At 36.5% G+C, this 19,332-nt stretch carries 19 protein-coding genes; 11 read left to right on the top strand and 8 right to left on the bottom strand.

What is annotated here, in order from left to right:
• The first annotated feature begins 132 nt into the window (after positions 1-132).
• Positions 133-1,773 carry an Ig-like domain-containing protein gene (locus AAKU52_RS04080; protein WP_354330510.1) on the top strand — a complete coding sequence of 547 codons (1,641 nt, stop codon included), beginning with the start codon at positions 133-135 and terminating at the stop codon, positions 1,771-1,773.
• Here the strand turns inward: AAKU52_RS04080 and AAKU52_RS04075 are convergent.
• Both AAKU52_RS04075 and nadB read right to left on the bottom strand, forming a co-directional pair.
• The gene (locus AAKU52_RS04075) at positions 1,766-2,275 is read right to left on the bottom strand and encodes a gamma carbonic anhydrase family protein (RefSeq protein WP_354330508.1); all 510 of its coding nucleotides are present in this window, start codon (positions 2,273-2,275) and stop codon (positions 1,766-1,768) included. The two genes, AAKU52_RS04080 and AAKU52_RS04075, sit on opposite strands and share 8 nt — an antisense overlap.
• 15 nt (positions 2,276-2,290) lie before the next feature.
• A complete protein-coding gene (nadB, locus tag AAKU52_RS04070; protein WP_354330506.1) occupies positions 2,291-3,877 on the bottom strand; it encodes an L-aspartate oxidase in 1,587 nt (528 codons plus the stop codon).
• A 399-nt stretch (positions 3,878-4,276) separates the two neighbouring features.
• On the opposite strand from nadB, the gene nadA reads away from it, so the two are divergent.
• Both nadA and thiL read left to right on the top strand, forming a co-directional pair.
• Positions 4,277-5,269, top strand: a complete 993-nt coding sequence (nadA, locus tag AAKU52_RS04065; RefSeq protein WP_354330504.1) for a quinolinate synthase NadA — start codon at positions 4,277-4,279, stop codon at positions 5,267-5,269.
• A gap of 43 nt (positions 5,270-5,312) precedes the next feature.
• Positions 5,313-6,353, top strand: coding sequence for a thiamine-phosphate kinase (gene thiL, locus AAKU52_RS04060; protein ID WP_354330502.1), 1,041 nt, complete (start codon positions 5,313-5,315; stop codon positions 6,351-6,353).
• On the opposite strand, the gene AAKU52_RS04055 is transcribed toward thiL, so the two are convergent.
• Positions 6,348-7,667: a DNA recombination protein RmuC gene (locus AAKU52_RS04055; RefSeq protein WP_354330499.1), complete on the bottom strand. Its 1,320-nt coding sequence runs from the start codon at positions 7,665-7,667 to the stop codon at positions 6,348-6,350. The two genes, thiL and AAKU52_RS04055, sit on opposite strands and share 6 nt — an antisense overlap.
• A gap of 188 nt (positions 7,668-7,855) precedes the next feature.
• On the opposite strand from AAKU52_RS04055, the gene AAKU52_RS04050 reads away from it, so the two are divergent.
• Complete coding sequence (locus AAKU52_RS04050) at positions 7,856-8,545, top strand: zinc metallopeptidase (protein WP_502931014.1); 690 nt, start codon at positions 7,856-7,858, stop codon at positions 8,543-8,545.
• A 4-nt stretch (positions 8,546-8,549) separates the two neighbouring features.
• Here AAKU52_RS04050 and apaG read toward each other — a convergent pair whose 3' ends face one another.
• Together apaG and dusB are read right to left on the bottom strand one after the other, a co-directional pair.
• Positions 8,550-8,936: a Co2+/Mg2+ efflux facilitator ApaG/CorD gene (apaG, locus tag AAKU52_RS04045; RefSeq protein WP_354330495.1), complete on the bottom strand. Its 387-nt coding sequence runs from the start codon at positions 8,934-8,936 to the stop codon at positions 8,550-8,552.
• Positions 8,937-8,968: 32 nt separating this feature from the next.
• Complete coding sequence (dusB, locus tag AAKU52_RS04040) at positions 8,969-9,976, bottom strand: tRNA dihydrouridine synthase DusB (protein WP_354330493.1); 1,008 nt, start codon at positions 9,974-9,976, stop codon at positions 8,969-8,971.
• A 53-nt stretch (positions 9,977-10,029) separates the two neighbouring features.
• Between dusB and AAKU52_RS04035 the strand changes: the two genes are divergently transcribed.
• From AAKU52_RS04035 to AAKU52_RS04025, 3 genes are read left to right on the top strand one after another with little or no spacing between them, the layout of a single operon-like run.
• Positions 10,030-10,956 (top strand): CPBP family intramembrane glutamic endopeptidase, encoded by a 927-nt coding sequence (locus AAKU52_RS04035; RefSeq protein WP_354330491.1) that lies wholly within the window; start codon positions 10,030-10,032, stop codon positions 10,954-10,956.
• Positions 10,937-11,143, top strand: a complete 207-nt coding sequence (locus AAKU52_RS04030) for a putative signal transducing protein (RefSeq protein WP_354330489.1) — start codon at positions 10,937-10,939, stop codon at positions 11,141-11,143. The genes AAKU52_RS04035 and AAKU52_RS04030 overlap by 20 nt, the downstream gene beginning before the upstream one ends.
• Positions 11,143-11,952 (top strand): phosphatidate cytidylyltransferase, encoded by an 810-nt coding sequence (locus AAKU52_RS04025; RefSeq protein ID WP_354330487.1) that lies wholly within the window; start codon positions 11,143-11,145, stop codon positions 11,950-11,952. Before AAKU52_RS04030 ends, AAKU52_RS04025 begins: the two co-directional genes overlap by 1 nt.
• Positions 11,953-11,955: 3 nt before the next feature.
• On the opposite strand, the gene AAKU52_RS04020 is transcribed toward AAKU52_RS04025, so the two are convergent.
• Positions 11,956-12,171, bottom strand: a complete 216-nt coding sequence (locus AAKU52_RS04020; RefSeq protein ID WP_354330484.1) for a DUF3820 family protein — start codon at positions 12,169-12,171, stop codon at positions 11,956-11,958.
• Between the two features lie 28 nt (positions 12,172-12,199).
• The gene (gene mfd, locus AAKU52_RS04015; protein ID WP_354330732.1) at positions 12,200-15,541 is read right to left on the bottom strand and encodes a transcription-repair coupling factor; all 3,342 of its coding nucleotides are present in this window, start codon (positions 15,539-15,541) and stop codon (positions 12,200-12,202) included.
• A gap of 75 nt (positions 15,542-15,616) precedes the next feature.
• Here mfd and AAKU52_RS04010 point away from each other — a divergent pair, with 75 nt between their 5' ends.
• The 4 genes from AAKU52_RS04010 to AAKU52_RS03995 are packed head-to-tail and all read left to right on the top strand — an operon-like array spanning position 15,617 to position 18,155.
• Complete coding sequence (locus AAKU52_RS04010) at positions 15,617-15,949, top strand: DUF2752 domain-containing protein (RefSeq protein WP_354330482.1); 333 nt, start codon at positions 15,617-15,619, stop codon at positions 15,947-15,949.
• A complete protein-coding gene (locus tag AAKU52_RS04005; RefSeq protein ID WP_354330480.1) occupies positions 15,942-16,301 on the top strand; it encodes a TM2 domain-containing protein in 360 nt (119 codons plus the stop codon). Before AAKU52_RS04010 ends, AAKU52_RS04005 begins: the two co-directional genes overlap by 8 nt.
• A 10-nt stretch (positions 16,302-16,311) precedes the next feature.
• On the top strand, positions 16,312-17,409 hold the full coding sequence (locus AAKU52_RS04000; RefSeq protein ID WP_354330478.1) for a Nif3-like dinuclear metal center hexameric protein: 1,098 nt from the start codon (positions 16,312-16,314) through the stop codon (positions 17,407-17,409).
• Positions 17,409-18,155: a zinc ribbon domain-containing protein gene (locus AAKU52_RS03995; RefSeq protein WP_354330476.1), complete on the top strand. Its 747-nt coding sequence runs from the start codon at positions 17,409-17,411 to the stop codon at positions 18,153-18,155. Before AAKU52_RS04000 ends, AAKU52_RS03995 begins: the two co-directional genes overlap by 1 nt.
• Before the next feature lie 91 nt (positions 18,156-18,246).
• Here the strand turns inward: AAKU52_RS03995 and AAKU52_RS03990 are convergent, their stop codons facing one another.
• Positions 18,247-19,329, bottom strand: a complete 1,083-nt coding sequence (locus AAKU52_RS03990) for a 3-oxoacyl-ACP synthase III family protein (RefSeq protein ID WP_354330473.1) — start codon at positions 19,327-19,329, stop codon at positions 18,247-18,249.
• Positions 19,330-19,332 lie beyond the last annotated feature (3 nt).

Raw genomic sequence — 19,332 nt, 5'->3', positions numbered from 1 at the left:
TTGATTTATAGTAGTTTAATAAATTTTTAAAGCACTTAATTAATGGCTTGTTTTAAATGGATTTAAGAGGCTATAAAAATTTCGGATACATAATCATTAAAACGAATAAAAAATCAATTATAAAGCATTAAAATGGCTAAAAAAGGTATATTTCTCATCGTCCCCGTTTTTTTCATGCTACTTTTAGGAATGTCACTGTTTTATGGCTGTGGAACACAAGGACAATTGACTGGCGGGCCAAGGGATAGCATCGCCCCTAAGGTTTTGAAAATGAACCCAGAAAATTTACAAACAAACTTCAAGGCTAAAAAAGTTGAGATAGAATTTGATGAGTATTTTAAAATTGAAAACGAGGCAAAAGAATTTTCCGTATCCCCGGAGTTTGAAATGCAGCCTATTTTAAAAATCAAGAAAAAAATATTAGAAATTTCTTTCCCGGATACCCTGGAGAAAAATACCACTTATACTTTGAACTTTGGAAAGGCTATTGCCGACATCAATGAATCTAACTATATCAAAAACTTTACCTATGTTTTTGCTACTGGTCCACAATTGGATTCTTTGAGCATAAGTGGTAAAGTTACCAATTCATTAACTGGCCTTCCCGAAATAGAAGCCGTAGTAATGATCTTTCCACTGGCAAGGGATACCTTATTTGGCAAGAAAAAACCATCAATATATACTACAACAGACAGCAGTGGTAATTATAAATTAAATAACCTAAAAAAAGATTCTTATAAAATATATTCGTTGAAAGAACAAAGCAGTGATAAAATTTACCGGCAGCCAACAGATGAAGTTGCTTTTATAAAGGAACCTTTAGTCTTAGCAGGAAATTTAACTGGTATTAACCTGCAAATTTTTAAAGAAGACGCTACCCTATTCCGGGTGGTAGACCGAAAGTTTAATGATGACGGCAGTATATTTATGAACCTGAATCAGCAATTAAAAAAACCTTCGCTTCTAGTAATTGAGCCTAAAGATTTGGATGCTGGAAAGCTGGTAAAATATAATTCAACAAATGATTCGCTCAGGCTCTGGTTAAAAGACCTGAGTTTTGATTCTGTAAAAATAGCCATTTTAGATAGTGGAATAGCGCTGGATACGGTAAAATTTACCCGTGGCAAAAAGGATACTTATAAGCGGAATATAACGGCATTGGATAACCTGGAAGGAAATTTACTCAACCCTAACAAGCGTTTAAAACTAACTTTTAACCTACCTGTAGAAAGTATAGATCTGGGTAAAATTACAATTACGCAAGATTCTGTTTCAAAAACTGGTATGACTATAACAAAAGACAGTGTAGATTTTCTGAGCTACTATGTAAATTACCCATGGGTGGCTAAGAAAAAGTATGAAATTAAGTATGCTGCTGGAGCTATTACAGGAATTTTTAAGTCGACCAATAAGGAGTTTTTAAAGAATTTTGAGTTAACCGGCAGGGATAATTATGGTACGCTGCAACTGAAAGTTGTTACTTCAGCTCCAGGTAAACAATACCTTTTACAGGTAATTGATGAGAATAAAAACTTGATTAACAGCAGTACGATTAGAAAGGATACTACCGTTAAATTTAGCAATTACAGAGCAGGAAAGTATTTTGTACGTATAATTTATGACACTAATAAAAATGGTAAATGGGATACAGGAAACGTATCAAAAAAGCTGCAACCAGAAAAGATTTACAATGAACCAAAGGAGTTGTCGATAAAAGCTAATTGGGATAGAAATGAAACCATTACTATCCCAAAAGAACCTGAAACTAACTGAACCAATCAGAGTACATGATATAATTATCTGGTAATTTATTTAATAAAGCCCTTTGCTGTTCAGTAATGGGCTTTATTTTTTTAGCTGGTGTACCTGCGTAAATAAAGCCACTTTCGCAGATGGTGTTTTCCAAAACTACGGCTCCTGCAGCAATGATACAATATTCTTCAACAACAGCATGGTCCATTACAATGGCACCCATACCAATAAGTACATTATCTTGTACCAGACAACCATGCACAATAGCATTGTGACCCACAGAAACCCTGTTACCAATGGTGGTTGCCGCTTTAATATAAGTAGCATGTATTACAGCACCATCCTGAATATTGGTTTCATTACCGATAGTGATGGTGTTTACATCGCCTCTAATCACGGCATTGAACCACACGGAGCAGTTACTACCCATCGTTACATCGCCAACAATGGTAGCGTTTGGAGCAATAAAACAATTTCCTCCCCAATCGGGAGATTTACCTTTTACGGGCAAAATGACGGCCATATTCTTTATTTAAATTTAAACAATTGTATCAATTAATTTTGCGGCATGCGTTGGATAATCAGTTGTATAATGTAAGCCTCTGCTTTCCTTTCTGGCCATCGCAGATTTAATAACGATGAAGGCAACCTGAATTACATTACGGAGTTCACAAAGTTTTACAGAAACTTTATTTTCTTTATAAAATTCTTCTGTTTCTTCATACAATAAAAAGAGCCTTCTCATGGCACGGTCTAAGCGAAAATCTGAACGCACAATGCCCACATAATCACTCATGAGTTTCTGCATTTCACGCAAGTTATGGGTAACTAAAATATCTTCATTACTCTGGGTAACTCCATGTGAGTTCCACTCCGGAATATGATCTGGAATAATGTTCTTTGTAAATTGTTCCATTGCATCGAGGTAGATCCTGTGAGCAAAAACTGGTGCTTCTAACAAAGAATTTGAGGCTAGACGGTTAGCACCGTGCAGCCCTGTAGAAGAACATTCGCCACAAGCATATAAATTTTTAATGGTAGAACGGCCAAATTCATCAACCATAATACCCCCACACATGTAATGTGCAGCCGGTGTAACAGGTATTAAATCTTTAGTCATATCTATTCCAATAGATAAACACTTTGCATAAATATTGGGAAAGTGCGCCAGAATGTCAGCCTTTTTTCCATGCGTAATATCCAAGTAAACGAAGTCTTCACCAGATTTTTTCATCTCCGCATCGATAGCTCGTGCTACAATATCACGCGGTGCTAAAGAACCACGGGCATCGTATTCATACATAAATTCTTCTCCATTCTTTCTTTTAAGGACCCCTCCAAAACCTCTTACAGCTTCAGAAATTAAAAAAGAAGGATACTCACCTGGATGATAAAGTGCCGTAGGATGGAATTGAATAAATTCCATATTCCTCATTTTTCCTTTAGCACGGTAAACCATTGCCATTCCGTCTCCTGTAGCAATAACCGGATTTGTAGTACTCGAATAGATATGCCCGGCACCTCCAGAAGCCATAATGGTCACCTTTGCTAGTATCTTTTCCACATCGTTAAGCTCTGTATTAAAGGCATATACACCAAAACAGTGGATAACTTTTGTGCTCTTGTCCACAAACTCACCCAGGTGATGTTGGGTAATTAGCTCCAGACAGAAATAGTGTGTTAATATCTCTATGTTCGGATTGAGATGAATTTGGCGCAGTAATACACTTTCAATTTCATAACCAGTGATGTCTTTATAGTGCAATACCCGATGCTCAGAATGGCCTCCTTCCTTAGCGAGATCATATAGACCAGTTGGATTTTTATCAAAGTTGATACCGTAATCTATAATCTCCTGGATACGCTGGGGGCCCTCTGTTACAACTATTTCCACCACCTCAGGATCGCAAAGCCCATCACCAGCAATTAAAGTATCGTGTATATGTTTACTAAAAGAATCCCCTTTATCCACAACTACAGCAACGCCACCCTGGGCATATTTGGTGTTGGATTCGTCCTCATTGGACTTGGTTATGATTAAAACTTTTCCATGGCGGGCAGCTTTCAAAGCAAAGCTTAAACCTGCAATACCCGAGCCTATGACTAAAAAATCGACGTTTCTCATTAAATTAAGCTAATTACCACATTTTGTTAACAAGTACTGTTTATATGTTAGTTTCTTGTATATATAAATAGAACAAATATTTTAGAATGTTTAAAGCTAAGGTAAAAAGGGATTTTGACACAATATTTTCAGTTATTTTTAAGCAACTTTGTATAGCTTATTAACTTTTTAGGGTTAGACAAAAAATAAACATATTGATATGGATAAGTTTTTAAAGGTTATAACATCTCATTGTAAATCAGTCTATATTTTAAAATGAAAAGCAGATTCCATGTGGATAACTACATAATAAGTCATTTATCAGCAGGAATAAATTGTATTTACCAACATTACTAACACACTAATAAACAATAGAAATCTATTTATATTAAATAATTATTAATTATTGAAACGTTGAAAATGGATACCTTAGAAGAATTAAAAAGCAAAGGATTTGTAGAAGAAAACATTGATCCTACTCTCGATCTTTTTGAAGAAATTGAAAAATTAAAAAAAGAAAAAAATGCGATAATACTAGCTCATTACTACCAAGAACCTGATATTCAGGACGTAGCAGATTATATTGGCGATAGTTTAGGCTTATCGCAGGAAGCAGCAAAAACGGAAGCAAAGGTGATTGTATTCGCTGGAGTACATTTTATGGCCGAAACAGCCAAAATTTTGTCTCCAGAAAAAACAGTTTTACTTCCAGATTTGAAAGCTGGTTGTTCGCTTGCTGACAGTTGTCCGCCGCACCTTTTCAAAATATTTAAAGCCAAATACCCCGATCATTTGGTGATCACTTATGTGAATTGTACGGCAGAGCTGAAGGCAATGAGCGACATCGTTTGTACCTCTACCAATGCAGTACAAATTGTAGAAAGTCTGCCAAAAGAGCAGAAGATTATTTTTGGTCCGGATAAAAATCTTGGTGCCTGGGTATCCAAGAAAACTGGTCGTGACCTGGTTTTATGGAATGGTGCCTGTATGGTTCATGAAATTTTTTCGAGAGAAAAAATTACTAAGCTTAAGGAAAGACACCCGAATGCGAAGTTTATTGCCCATCCGGAATGCGAAGAAGCAGTTTTGCAGATGGCAGATTATATTGGTTCTACCACGGGCTTGTTGAAGTATTCTATCAACAGCGATGCCCAGGAATTTATTGTGGCTACTGAGAGTGGTATTATTCACCAAATGGAAAAGGCGAGTCCTGGAAAAACTTTTATTCCGGCACCACCAAATAACAATTGTGCTTGTAACGATTGTCCGTATATGAAAAGAAATACACTGGAAAAATTATACCTGTGTTTAAAAAATGGTTTACCTGAGGTAACTGTTCCGGTGCATGTTATTGCAGAAGCCCGTAAACCAATAGAAAGAATGCTGGAGATTTCAGCTCGTTTAGGCTTATAAAATGGAGACTAAATGTTTTTTAATTTTAATTTAAAATAATAAAATGTTTGAGAATAAAGAACGGACAGATTTAGCCCTTCTTGGGGAATTTGGTCTGATAAAGCACCTGACTGAAAATTTTAAAATCAATCATGAAAGCAGCATAAAAGGAATTGGTGACGATGCCGCAGTGTTGAGTTTCGATGGTAAGCAGGTTTTGGTATCCACTGATTTATTGCTAGAAGGCATCCATTTTGACCTGGCTTATATGCCTTTAATGCATTTAGGCTATAAAGCTGTTCAGGTAAATCTGAGCGACATTTATGCTATGAATGGTGTTGCAACACAAATTACTGTTTCTTTAGGTCTTTCGAGTAAGTTTCCTTTGGAAGCTGTTGAAGAATTATATAAGGGCATAGAACTGGCTTGTAATAAATTTAACATTGATGTGGTAGGTGGTGATACTTCTTCCAGCAAACAAGGTTTAATCATCAGCATCACCAGCATTGGTTTTGCAGATAAAAAAGAGGTATGCTATCGCAATGGGGCTAAAGACGGTGATCTTTTATGTGTTTCTGGTGATTTAGGAGGTGCTTATGTTGGTTTACAAATTCTGGAACGCGAAAAACAGATCTTTTTAGAGAACCCTAATATACAACCAGATCTGGAAGGTAAAGATTACATTATTGAACGCCAGCTTAAACCAGAAGGCAGAAGGGATATAGTTGATCTATTAAGTCAGATGGAACTTTTACCCACAGCAATGATTGATATTTCTGATGGTTTAGCCTCTGAGATTCTACATATTTGTGAGCAGAGTGAAGTAGGCTGTACAATTTATGAAGATAAATTGCCTATTGATCCGATGACTTATGAAACCGCACGTGAATTAGGTTTGGATCCTACAGTTTGTGCCTTAAATGGTGGTGAAGATTATGAATTATTGTTTACCATTAAACAGGCAGATTATGAAAAGTTGAAGCATGATGTAGACATTACTGTTATTGGGCACATGACTGATAAAAATTCAGGAGCAAAAATGATTTCAAAATCTAATGTAGTTCATGAATTAAAAGCACAAGGCTGGAATGCCTTCAAATTATAAATCATCATCTTCTTCCAGCGCTGGGTCTAAAAACTTCGAATCTATTTGTTTGTTTGTTTTTGCACCCAGCTTTTTAATTTTTTCAGAAGTACTGGCTAAATTACCTGCTCCTGTAGAGAGTTTATTTAAGGCTTTGTCATAAGCATCCTGACTTTGTCTGATGTTACGTCCTATGCCATCCATATCGCTTAAGAAGCCAACGAACTTGTCATACATGCTTCCACTTAACCGGGCAATTTCTAAAACATTCCGGTTTTGACGCTCTTGCTTCCACAAGCTTGCAATAGTACGTAAAGTTGCCAATAAGGTTGAAGGGCTAACGATAACGACTTTACGGTCCCATGCGTAGTTAAACAATTCAGCATCTTTTTGAACGGCAAGGGCAAAGGAAGATTCTATGGGGATAAAGAGCAATACAAAATCAGGAGAGTTAATTTGGTATAGGTCATGGTAATTTTTACCAGAAAGACCTTGAACATGTCCTTTTATAGAAAGAATATGTTGTTTTAACTGTACTTCACGTTCCAGTTCTGTTTCTGCAGAGACGAGTTTTTCGTAAGCAACTAAAGAAACTTTTGCATCAATAACCAGGTGCTTATTATCTGGGAGATCCAGAATAACATCGGGTTGTAAACGCAAGCCATCAATACCTGTAAAAGAAGCTTGTGTACGGTATTCGCTGTCTTTAACCAAACCTGAACGTTCTAAAACACGCTCGAGGATAACTTCTCCCCAGTTTCCCTGTTTTTTACTATCGCCTTTTAAAGCCTTACTGAGGTTACCTGCCTCTTCCTGTATTTGTTTACTTTGCAGCATCAACTGTGAAATGACCCCTTTTAGTGTATGGCGTTCGGCTGCTTCGGTATGATATACTTTATCTACTTTTTCTTCAAAAGCTTTAATGTTTTCTTTTAGTGGTTTAAGGATAAAATCCAGGTTTATTTTGTTCTGCTCAGTAAATTTACTGGTCTTTTCTTCTAATATTTTATTTGCGATCTGCTCAAATTCCAACCTTGACTTTAACTGTAGTTCGTTGATATATTGAGCCTGTTCACTTTGTTTTTCGACCATGCTGCGCAGGTTCTCTTCTGCTTTAATAAGTTTACTTCTTTCTTCAAAGAAAAGCGCTCTTAAATCATTTAGTTCATCTTCTGTTTTGGATTTTTCTTCGCGCAGCCAGGAAATTGCTTTTTGGTGCTCCTGCTCCTTAACCGCTAATAAATTATCAACTGGTATTGTTACAGGTTTTTTTAGAAACAATGTGATAAGAACTAGTAAAATGACCAGAAGAAGGATTATTGCTAGGAGTTCCATTTGCTAATATTTTTATCAAAAATGAGTATTATTTATATTTATATCAAATATATTAGTAATTTTAATTGTAGCTTAAAGATAAGATCATTCTATGCTAGTAATTTTAAATCCTTTGTAGTTGATTGTTAAATTAGGGAACACTTTTTGTTTATGTCTATTTGAAAAACATACCCTTAAAAAAAATGGAAATGTATTTGATAGCGATGGTAATCATACTGATTATTAGTATGGTTGTGCAGTGGAGTTTTAGAAACAAGTTTTCAAAATATGCAGAAATGCAATTAAGTTCGAAGCTTTCAGGTAAAGAGGTCGCAGAAAAAATGCTTCAGGATTATGGTATTTATGACGTGCAAATTATGAGCACGGAAGGACAGTTATCTGATCATTATAATCCTGCTGATAAGACTGTAAATTTAAGTACTGATGTGTATCATGGCAGAAGTGTTGCTGCAGCGGCGGTTGCGGCACATGAATGTGGTCATGCCGTACAACATTCCAGAGCATACCATTGGTTGGAATTCAGGTCTAATATGGTTCCGGTAGTTAGTATATCCTCTAACCTTCTTCAGTGGGTTTTGATATTAGGAATACTGCTCATCGGTTTTACCGGAAACCCTTTTGTATTAAGTATGGGGGTTTTGGGCTTGCTACTGATTACTATTTTTAGCCTGGTAACGCTCCCTGTTGAATTTGATGCTAGTAAAAGAGCGTTATTATGGTTAAGTACCAATACCGATGTGATGTATACAAAAGAAGAAAACAGGCAGGCAAAAGATGCTTTATGGTGGGCTGCAATGACCTATGTAATTGCTGCCTTAGGTGCCGTCGCTAATTTAATTTATTATACTTCTATGCTTTTTGGAAAGGGTAAAAATTAATAAATTAGTTCAGTTTATAAGGCACTATCAATTGAAATTCTGGAATATCAACTGTAAATTCAGTATTGACAAGTACTCTTGACATGTAATAATGGCCCTTCATGCTGCCAATTTCTGTGGATATTTGACAACCTGAAACATAAGAGTGGCTGCTTCCAGGCTCAATGATTGGCTGAAGGCCCACAACACCCTCTCCTTCCACTTCTCTAACTATTCCATTAGAATCAAAAATAAACCATTTTCGTCTTTTTAACTGGATGGTATAATCTGATAAATTCTCTATCTCAATGCGATAAGCGAACATAAACTGTTCATTACCAGGATTAGAATAATCATCCTGGTACATCGTTTCTATGGAAATTTTTATATCCTGTGTTATTGCAGTAACCATTGTAATACAATTTACTTTTTAGATTTCAAAAATCAAGCCATTTCAGTTAAAGGTTCAATGTGTTCATATTTATAAGCCACTTCATCCAGCAGGCTATGGATTACTTCTATGTTTTCCTCTTTCACTAAAAGCATTCTATAACCTTTAAAATCTGGTAATCCCTTAAAATAATTGGCATAATGCCTCCTCATTTCAAATATTCCAACTCTTGGGCCTTTCCATGCCAATGATTTTTCAAAATGTGTTCTACAAACTGACACTCTTTCTTTTACCGTAGGTCCAGCAAGCATTTTACCAGTTTCAAAGTAGTGTTTAATTTCCCTGAATATCCATGGATAACCAATAGCCGCTCTTCCAATCATGATTCCATCAACTTCATATTCCATACGCCAGGCTAATGCCTTTTGAGGACTATCAATATCCCCATTTCCGAATATAGGAATTTTTATTCTTGGGTTTCGTTTAATTTGCTTGATCATGGTCCAGTCTGCCACACCTTTATACAACTGTGCACGCGTGCGACCATGGATGGTTAAAGCCTGAATTCCGATATCCTGGAGCCTTTCAGCTACTTCATCAACGTTTTTGGTATGGTCATCCCATCCTAAACGAGTTTTGACGGTTACAGGTAAATGTGTTGCTTTTACAACGGCTTCAGTCATCTTTACCATTTTGTCGATATCTTGCAACAAACTTGCTCCTGCGCCTCTGCAGGCCACATTTTTAACCGGACAACCGTAATTGATATCTATCAAATCCGGACCAGCCAGGCTCGCTATTTCTGTTGCTTCCCGCATATGGTCAATCTCACTCCCAAAAATCTGTATGCCTATAGGCCTTTCGTACTCAAAGATATCAAGTTTCTGGCGGCTTTTTGCAGCATCACGGATCAATCCTTCTGATGAGATAAATTCCGTATACATCATATCTACACCACTTTGTTTGCATACGAAACGAAAAGGTGGATCGCTCACATCTTCCATCGGTGCAAGCAATAAAGGGAAGGCTCCCAAATCTATATTTCCTATCTTTACAGACATTTCTTTATCTTCAAACCAAAATTAAAAGTACAAATGTACAAATAATAACAATAATGAATTTTTTATACCAAGAAAAGCATGAAAAAAGTGCTTATATACAATTACTTATCCTTTGCTCTTATGCTTTAGCGGGCATTATTTTCTTTTCCATTTTGGGAATGGGAATTCTTTATGTCTACTATGGTGATGGATTTTTGGTAGATCAGGCTGCATTAATTAATGGGAACACAAAATATTTGAATGGTTTAAAATTTGTACAAATATTATCTACTATAGGTTTATTTTTAGTTCCACCGATCCTATTAGCTATAACCGAACATAAGAAGATTAAAGTTTTTTATGGTTTTAAAAAACCACAGGCAACTTTACTTGGAATGGTATTTCTGCTTATGATTATTTCTATGCCTTTTATGGAATGGACGGCTTTGTGGAATCAGAAAATGCACTTTCCATCATTCTTAAATTCCTTAGAGCTTTGGATGAAAGCAAAAGAGGCTGATGCCATGCGGATGACTATTGTTCTGTTAACTGTAAACGGTGTTGGGGACTTTCTGGTCAATCTTTTTATGATTGCATTATTGCCGGCTGTAGCAGAAGAATTGATGTTTAGGGGTGGTGTACATCGGTCTTTTAACCGCATGTTTGATAATCCTCACACAGCTATTTGGCTTTCTGCATTTATTTTTAGTGCTATACACATGCAGTTCTATGGTTTTATGCCCCGTTTATTGTTAGGTGCTGTATTTGGCTATATTTATTTTTGGAGTGGCAGCTTATGGTATGCCATGTTAGCTCATTTTTTGAATAATGCCTTTGCTGTTTGTATGGCCTGGTATTTACAAATAAAACATTTGCCTCTGAGCGAAGCAGAACAGACGTTTCATTTTCAATGGTATGGCTATGTAATAAGTCTGCTGTTATCTTTTATATTATTAAGGAAATTTAAGCAAAAAGCAAGTTATGGAAAACAATTGGATTAAAGTATATACTACGGAGAATGCTTTTACAGCAGAAGTTATTAAACAAGGTTTGATTGAAAATGAAATTCCTGCAGTCGTATTAAACAAGCAGGATTCTTCTTACCGGAGTTTTGGAGTATTGACGGTAATGGTACGTCCGGAGGACTTAGAAAAGGCTAAGGCTTATATTTTAGAAAACGAATTATAATGAAGACTCGTGCAATTACAGCCTTCTTTTTTACGCTGGTGATGTTAGCTTCTATCTTCTTTGGTGCTTATACTTTTACTTTTTTTTACCTCCTACTGAGCCTGGTGGCATTAACAGAGTTTTATAAGCTGATTAAAACGGCTGGATATAAACCTCAGGTAGGTATTGGTGTGGTTACCAGCGCTGTGATATTTTTGGTATTGGCTTCCTATTTTTTTTTAACATTTGAAACCCGCTATTTACTTTTATTGATTCCGCTTATCTTTTCTGTCTTTATTTCAGAGCTTTACAAAAAAGAAGCGTCCCCTTTTGGGGACATCTCTTACACCTTTGCGGGGTTTATTTATGTCACCATACCATTTTGTTTCTTCTATTCCCTGGGTTTTGTTTTCTCAGATGAAGGCTATAATTTTCATTTACCTCTTGCTTTTTTATTAATGTTATGGGCTAGTGATACGGGTGCATATTTATTTGGCAGAAAACTTGGCAAGACCAAGTTGTTTGAACGCCACTCTCCTAAAAAATCCTGGGAAGGTTTCTTTGGAGGTGTGTTTACCAGCGTGCTTGTTGCTTTTATTATTTCTTTGTTTTTTAAGGAAATTAGCTTAGCTGTTTGGATAGGAATGGCCGTATTAGTGGTCACTTTTGGAACCCTGGGTGACTTGGTAGAGTCAATGTTGAAACGTAATCTTAATGTGAAAGATTCTGGTAATATATTGCCGGGACATGGTGGCATCCTGGATCGTTTTGATGGTTTACTTATCGCCGCACCTATTGTCTTTACTTATTTATATTTAGTGCTTAATTAAGTTTTATTTTCCTGCCCTTAGAGGCTTTAATAAGTATTCAAGACCATTAAGCTTAATTTCATAAAGTGTACCCAAAAGTTCTCCAAGTTTACCTGGAGGAAAGCCTTTGCTGTGGAACCACACCAGGTAGGTTTCTGGCAGGTCGCACATCATCCAACCCTTGTGTTTTCCAAATGGCATGCGCATGCTGACCAGGTCTTTTAGTATTTGAGGATTCATTGTTTAAGGTTTTAATGCTGTTTCAGTATTATTTTACGACCATATTGAGCATATCAACAGCCTCATCTACATTATTTAAATTTTCAAAGGCAATTCTTAAAGAATTTTTTACTTCTTTTAAATTACATATTCTAGGATGCATTTGTGCAAAATGCAATATTTTATTGAACATCGTAGAATCAAAAAAAGCACTCTGCTTATCAGAAATGAAATAACCTCTCACTACCCCTTTCTTAAAGCTCAATTTTTCAAAACCCAGTTGTTTGGCCACCCATTGTAAACGTAATACGTTTAGCATCGTTTTAACGGGTTTTGGTACTGGTCCGAAGCGGTCTTTCAATGAGGATTCAAAAGCATTCAACTGCGCTTCATTATCTAATTTAGACAGGGCTGTGTAAAGATTATACCTTTCTGTGATATTCGTAACATAATCATCAGGTATATACAGCTCTAAATCGGTGTCTATTTGTGTAAAATGCACAAAAGGACGTTGAGGTTCATCTTTAAAAAGACCCTTAAATTCATCTTCTTTCAGTTCTTGAATAGCTTCATCAAGTATCTTATGATACATCTCAAATCCAATTTCTGCTATAAAGCCACTTTGCTCTGCTCCCAATAGGTTTCCACTGCCTCGGATATCAAGATCTCTCATTGCAATGTTAAAGCCGCTCCCAAGGTCTGAAAACTCTTCAATTGCACTGAGTCTTTTGCGGGCTTCAGAAGTTAATGTTGCCAATGGAGGACTCAATAAATAGCAAAATGCCTTTTTGTTGGATCGGCCAACCCTACCTCGCATTTGGTGTAGGTCACTCAAACCGAACATATGAGCGTGGTTAATAAGGATAGTATTTGCGTTAGGAATATCTAAACCGGCCTCAATAATGGTAGTAGCTACCAGCACATCTTTTTCGCCATTGATAAAATCAAGCATTACGTCTTCCAGTGCATCGCCATCAAGTTGTCCGTGTGCAATACCGATACGTGCTTTTGGGACCAGCTTTTTAATTAAACCTCCCAGTTGAGGCAAATCATTTACCCGGTTATGGATAAAAAATACTTGTCCACCGCGGTCTAGCTCAAATTGTACGGCTTCTTGAATCAATTTATCATTGAAAACATGCAGTTCCGTATTTACTGCCTGTCGGTTTGGAGGTGGGGTATTAATAATGGAAAGGTCTCTTGCTCCCATTAAAGAGAAATGTAACGTTCTTGGAATTGGGGTAGCTGTGAGGGTTAGCGTATCTACATTAACCCTTAAAGCCCTTAATTTCTCTTTGGAGGTAACGCCAAACTTCTGTTCTTCATCAATGATCATGATGCCCAGATCTTTGAACTTTACGTCTTTACTCAATAAACGATGGGTACCAATAACGATATCCACTTTACCGTCAACTAGTTTTGCCAACGTCTCTTTAATTTGTTTATTAGTCTTAAAACGGTTAATGTAATCTACAGTTACCGGGAACTCTTTTAGTCGCTGAGAGAAAGTTTTAAAATGCTGTGTGGCCAAAATGGTTGTTGGCACTAAAATAGCCGCTTGTTTGCCATTGGCAACCGCTTTAAAAGCTGCTCTGATTGCTATTTCCGTTTTACCGAAACCTACATCACCACAAATTAAACGATCCATAGGATAAGGTGCCTCCATGTCCTTTTTAATGTCATTTGTCGCTTTTTCCTGATCAGGAGTATCTTCATAAATGAAGGAGGCTTCTAATTCGGTTTCCATATAGCCATCTGGCGCAAATGCTGTACCTACCTGCGACTTCCTTAAAGCATAAAGTTTAATCAGGTCTCTGGCAATGTCTTTAACTTTTTTTTTAGTTGTTTTTTTGAGTTTATCCCATGCTTCAGTGCCTAATTTGTTGAGTTTGGGTGCTGAAGCATCTTTACCACTGTATTTGGCTATCCTGTTTAAAGAGTTGATATTAACGTAGAGCAGGTCATTGTCGGCATAAACCAAACGAATCATTTCCTGGGTTTTTCCATTAACCTCAACCTTTTCCAATCCGGCATATTTACCAATACCGTGGTCAATGTGAGTTACAAAATCTCCTGGTTTTAAATCACGGAGTTCTTTTAAGGTAATTGACTGACTACGCTGGTAGCCTCTTTTAAGTTTATATTTATAGAACCGATCAAAAATTTGATGGTCTGTATAAAAGGCAAGATGTTGTTGTGAATCAATAAAACCTTCTCTTAAAGCAAGGTTAACCGGGGTAAATTTAGCGGTTTTATCAATGTCATCTAAAATGGCAAAGAGTCTTTCTGTTTGCTTCGGCGCACCACTAAAAATAAAGTTATGAATACCCTGTTTTTCATTTTCCTTAAGATTATGAATCAAGAGATTAAAATCTTTATTGAATGATGGCTGAGGCTTGGTTTCGAAGTCGAAAACAAATTCGGTTTTATAAAAGTACTGCTTTCCAAATTCTACAAGATAGAAATCATGAAACATGTCACCAATCATCTTTTCATCTGTAAAGCCATATTTTGGGTCTATCCAATCCTGATTTTCATTTTTCTCTTTTACAGGTAGCGCTTTCCAAAGTTCAACCGCTTTTTTATAACCGCTTTTTACAATATCAAGGGTAAATGCGGCATCTTTGATCCAAAGTTGCGTATCTTTTTCAATGTAATCTAATAAACTGATGTTGTTTTCAGTAAGGTATTTTGATTGTACATTTGGAATGATCATCAAACTTTTAACATCTTCAACTGAAAGTTGCGTCTCAATTTCAAAAGTCCTGATACTCTCTACAATATCGCCGAAAAATTCAATCCGATATGGAAGATCATGAGAGAAAGAAAAAATATCTACAATGCCACCACGAATTGAAAACTGACCCGGTTCGTAAACGAAATCTGTCCTAGAAAAATCATAATCAATCAGGAATTCATTGATAAAATCGATACCTAACTTTGTATTGATACTTATTTCAAGAGTATTTTTTTCTAAAATAGCTCTGTCGATTACCTTTTCTGCCAAAGCTTCGGGGTAAGTAACCACTATTTTTCCAAATTCAGAATGATGGTTGAGTTCATTGAGTACTTCTGCCCTTCCCAGCACATTAGCTGTGTCAATTTGTGTGAAGTCAAATGGTTTCCTGAACGATGAAGGAAAAAAGAGGACTTCTTTTTCTAAGATATTTTCTAAATCAGACAAAAAATAGGCAGCTTCTTCCCGATCGGGTAAAATAAAAAGCTGTGGTTTATGTAATAACAAATAAGTGGCTGCTGCAACTGTAGCATCGGCAGAGCCTACTAATCCTTTTAATTGGATTTTGTTACCTTTTGCTCCGTTGAGGGCCTTTGCCAATGCGACAATGCGCTCATCTGTTTTATATCTGTTAATCAGGTCGCGGATGTTCACAATACAAATGTAAGATTTAAGAATTGCTATCCTGTAACAAAGGGTTAAGATTTCCATCTAAAATTAAAGTACAAGATGAAAATGCGGCATCAATTACCAATAGAACTGATCTTTTGGATCACAGCCTTAGTAATTCTCGCCAGTAATAAATTGCCAGATCAGCCTATAAAACATCATTTTTCGGTGTGTCCGTTGGCGAACCTTGGCTTTAGCTGGTGTCCTGGTTGCGGTATAGGAAGATCCATTACAGCATTGTTACACGGAAACTTTAGTACAAGTTTTCAGCTGCATTGGTTTGGTATTCCTGCATTGCTAATCTTGTTGTACCGGATTTGTCTTTTGATCAGGGTGCAATTTAATACCAGCAATAAAGTTAATTTAGAGAGAAAGGATAACAATTATGTTTAATTCACCATTTATGATGCTGCCGGGTATCACGCCCCGGGAATTTTCGTACTTGCAATCTGCAACTACCGGATTTAGTGAACCACAATTAAGGGGTTTTTTAATGTTTTATAGCAGTAAACGAAGAAATCCAGATGATATGGTTTTATATTGTATCCTGGGATTTTTTATACCTGGTTTACCTAGGTTTCTCCTTAACCAAATCGGTATGGGGATTTTGTATTTTTTTACCGCAGGTTTATGTTTCATTGGAACCATCATAGATTTGGTTAATTACAAGAACCTGGCTTTTGAGTACAATCAAAGAATGGTATTTGAAAGTTTACAAATGATTAAAATGGGAAATTTAATGTAAATTTACCTTTATGAAATTATCGCTGTTAACTAAATTTCTGGAAAGCTATGCCCCTTTAAATTATCAGGAGGACTACGATAACTCCGGGCTGATTGTTGGCGAGGGTGATCTGGAGATTGCAGGTGTTTTAGTAGCGCTAGATTGTACAGAAGAAATTGTGGAGGAGGCTATTCTGCATGGTTGCAATGTTATTGTTACCCATCATCCAATAGTCTTTAAAGGATTAAAAAGATTAAATGGCTCAAATTATATTGAAAGAGTAGTCATAAAAGCCATAAAAAATAATATTGCTCTTTATGCTATCCATACCAACCTTGATCATGTACATAATGGCGTAAGCGGCGAGATTTGTAAAAGATTAAATCTAAAAAACCCCAGAGTACTTCGGCCTAAAACGGGTTTATTAAAAAAGCTTATTACCTTTTGCCCTAATGAACAGGCTTTACAGGTACGAGGTGCTCTTTTTAATGCTGGTGCCGGGCAAGTTTCTGATTACAGTGAGTGTAGCTTTAATACGGAAGGTTATGGTACTTTTAAAGGGAGTGCCAATACCAATCCTTTTGTTGGGGAAAAAGGAATACATCACCAAGAGTTGGAAGTTAGGATTGAGACTATTTTTCTGGCTCAGGATGAGCGTAAAATCATAGTTGCTTTATTAGAAAACCACCCTTATGAGGAAGTGGCCTATGATATTTATTCCTTAAATAATAAGTTACATAACGTTGGTGCTGGAATGGTTGGTTGGCTGGACCAGGGCATGGAAACAGAAGAATTTTTGATTTATTTAAGGGATAAAATGAATGCCTCTGTGATTAGGCATACCCAACCTCTGCCCAAAAAAATCAGAAGAGTTGCCGTTTGCGGTGGCTCTGGTAGCTTTTTACTCCCTGATGCACTTGCTGCAAATGCTGATGTCTTTATTACAGGAGATTTTAAATACCATGAATTCTTTGACGCAGATAAAAAATTGATGATTGCAGATATCGGACACTTTGAAAGTGAACAATTTACCTCAAATTTGTTAGTGGAAATTATTCAAGAAAAATTCCCTAACTTTGCAATCCGTTTAACGGAGCATAATACAAACCCCATAAATTATTTCTTTTAATGGAACAAACTGTAGAGCAAAAGCTTAAAGCTTTATACGAATTACAAACACTTCATACAAAAATCGATAAAATACGTCAGATCCGTGGTGAACTCCCTATGGAAGTAGCTGATTTAGAGGACGAAGTTGCAGGATTGGAAACCCGCATTCAGAAATTTAAAAGCGAACTTGATGAGATTGAAGATGCAATTGTAACGCGTAAAAACATGATCAAAGAGTCTCAGAACCTGATCAAAAAGTATGAAACCCAGCTAAAGGATGTTAAAAATAATCGTGAATACGATGCTTTAACAAAAGAGGTTGAAATCCAAACATTGGAAATCCAGGTTTGCGAGAAAAAAATCCGTGAACATGGATTTGAAATTGCTCAGAAAACTGAAGTCTATGAAAAAGCTTTGGCTGATCAAGTATCCAGAAAAAAAGACCTGGATATTAAAAATGGGGAATTACAAACGATTACTTCTGAAACGGAAAAAGAAGAGTTAAACTTAACCAAAAAATCTGATAAGGCAGAAACACTCATTGATGAGCGTTTGCTGATTGCTTATAACAGGTTAAGAAAAAATGCGAATAACGGCCTTGCTGTTGTAACCATTGACAGGGATTCTTGTTCAGGTTGTTTCAACCAGATTCCTCCTCAACGTCAGTTAGATATTCGTCAGCGTAAAAAAATCATTGTGTGTGAGCACTGTGGAAGAATTTTAGTTGATGAGGCTTTAACTCAAGAGTTAGCGGAACAACAATAAGATTTTTATAGAAAAAAACGGCCTGGTAGCAATACCATGCCGTTTTTTTCTATAAAAATCTTATTGTTTAAAGAGAGATTTTAATCGTTTCTTAAAATTTATATACGAACGCATTGATATGCATGCCTGCGCCAACGGAGGTAAATACAGCATATTCACCTTCTTTAATTTTATAATCAGCTATTTCTCCTTTTCTAACTAAATCCAAAAGTGTGGGTATGGTAGCTACAGAACTATTTCCTAACCAGGAAATGGTCATTGGTACGAGTTTTTCCGGAACTTTGTCAATATTATAAAGCTTGAAGAGGCGTTTCATAATGGCATTATCCATTTTGCCATTTGCCTGATGAATAAAAACCGTTTTTATGTCTTCAATACTCAACCCAGCTTTATCAAGTGCCTTTTTAACTACTTGAGGAACATTAATTACTGCAAATTCGTACAGTTTCCTGCCGTTCATTTTAAGGTAGGTATTGGTTTGACAAGCATCGGGGTTATTACTTTTTCCCATCACCAGCAGCGAGCCATAATCTGCAGCAAAAGATTGTGTTTTATGGGATAGAATTCCTATAGGTTGTTCAGATTCCCTTGCTTCATAAATCACAGCACCCGCTCCATCAGAAAAGATCATACTGTCTCTGTCGTGCGGGTCAATAATTCTGGATAATGTTTCCGATCCAATAACCAGTACGCGTTTAGCATCTCCGCTTTTAATAAGATAATCGGCCTGTATAGAGCCTTGTATCCAACCGGGACAACCAAAAATGATGTCATATGCCACACAATCAGGATTAGTGATGTTAAGCTCTTGTTTAACTTTTGCAGCAAGAGCGGGAAGCATGTCCATCCTGTTGCTATCCAATTTTACATCGCCAAAATTATGACAAAAAATGATGTGATCTAAGGTTTCCTTGTCTATTCCGGCATCATCAATTGCATTTTGTGCCGCGAAAGAACCAATAGTGCTGTTGATGTGTAATGGGTCAACATACCTTCTTTCTTTAATTTCAGTAATTTCAGTGAATTTTGTAATAATTTCTGCATTTTCCTTTTCCAATTTAAGGCCGTTTTCGTAAAACGTAGCGTTTAAAAAGGCGTCGCCGGCTATTTTGTTTTCAGGAATAAAACTCCCGGTACCAACGATTACAGAGTATAGATGCTTTTTATTGTCCATTTT

This window comes from Pedobacter sp. CG_S7 (assembly GCF_040544395.1).
Lineage (GTDB): Bacteria > Bacteroidota > Bacteroidia > Sphingobacteriales > Sphingobacteriaceae > Pedobacter.
The sequence above is the reverse complement of the archived record's forward strand: the minus strand, read 5'-3'. Positions and strand labels throughout refer to the sequence as shown.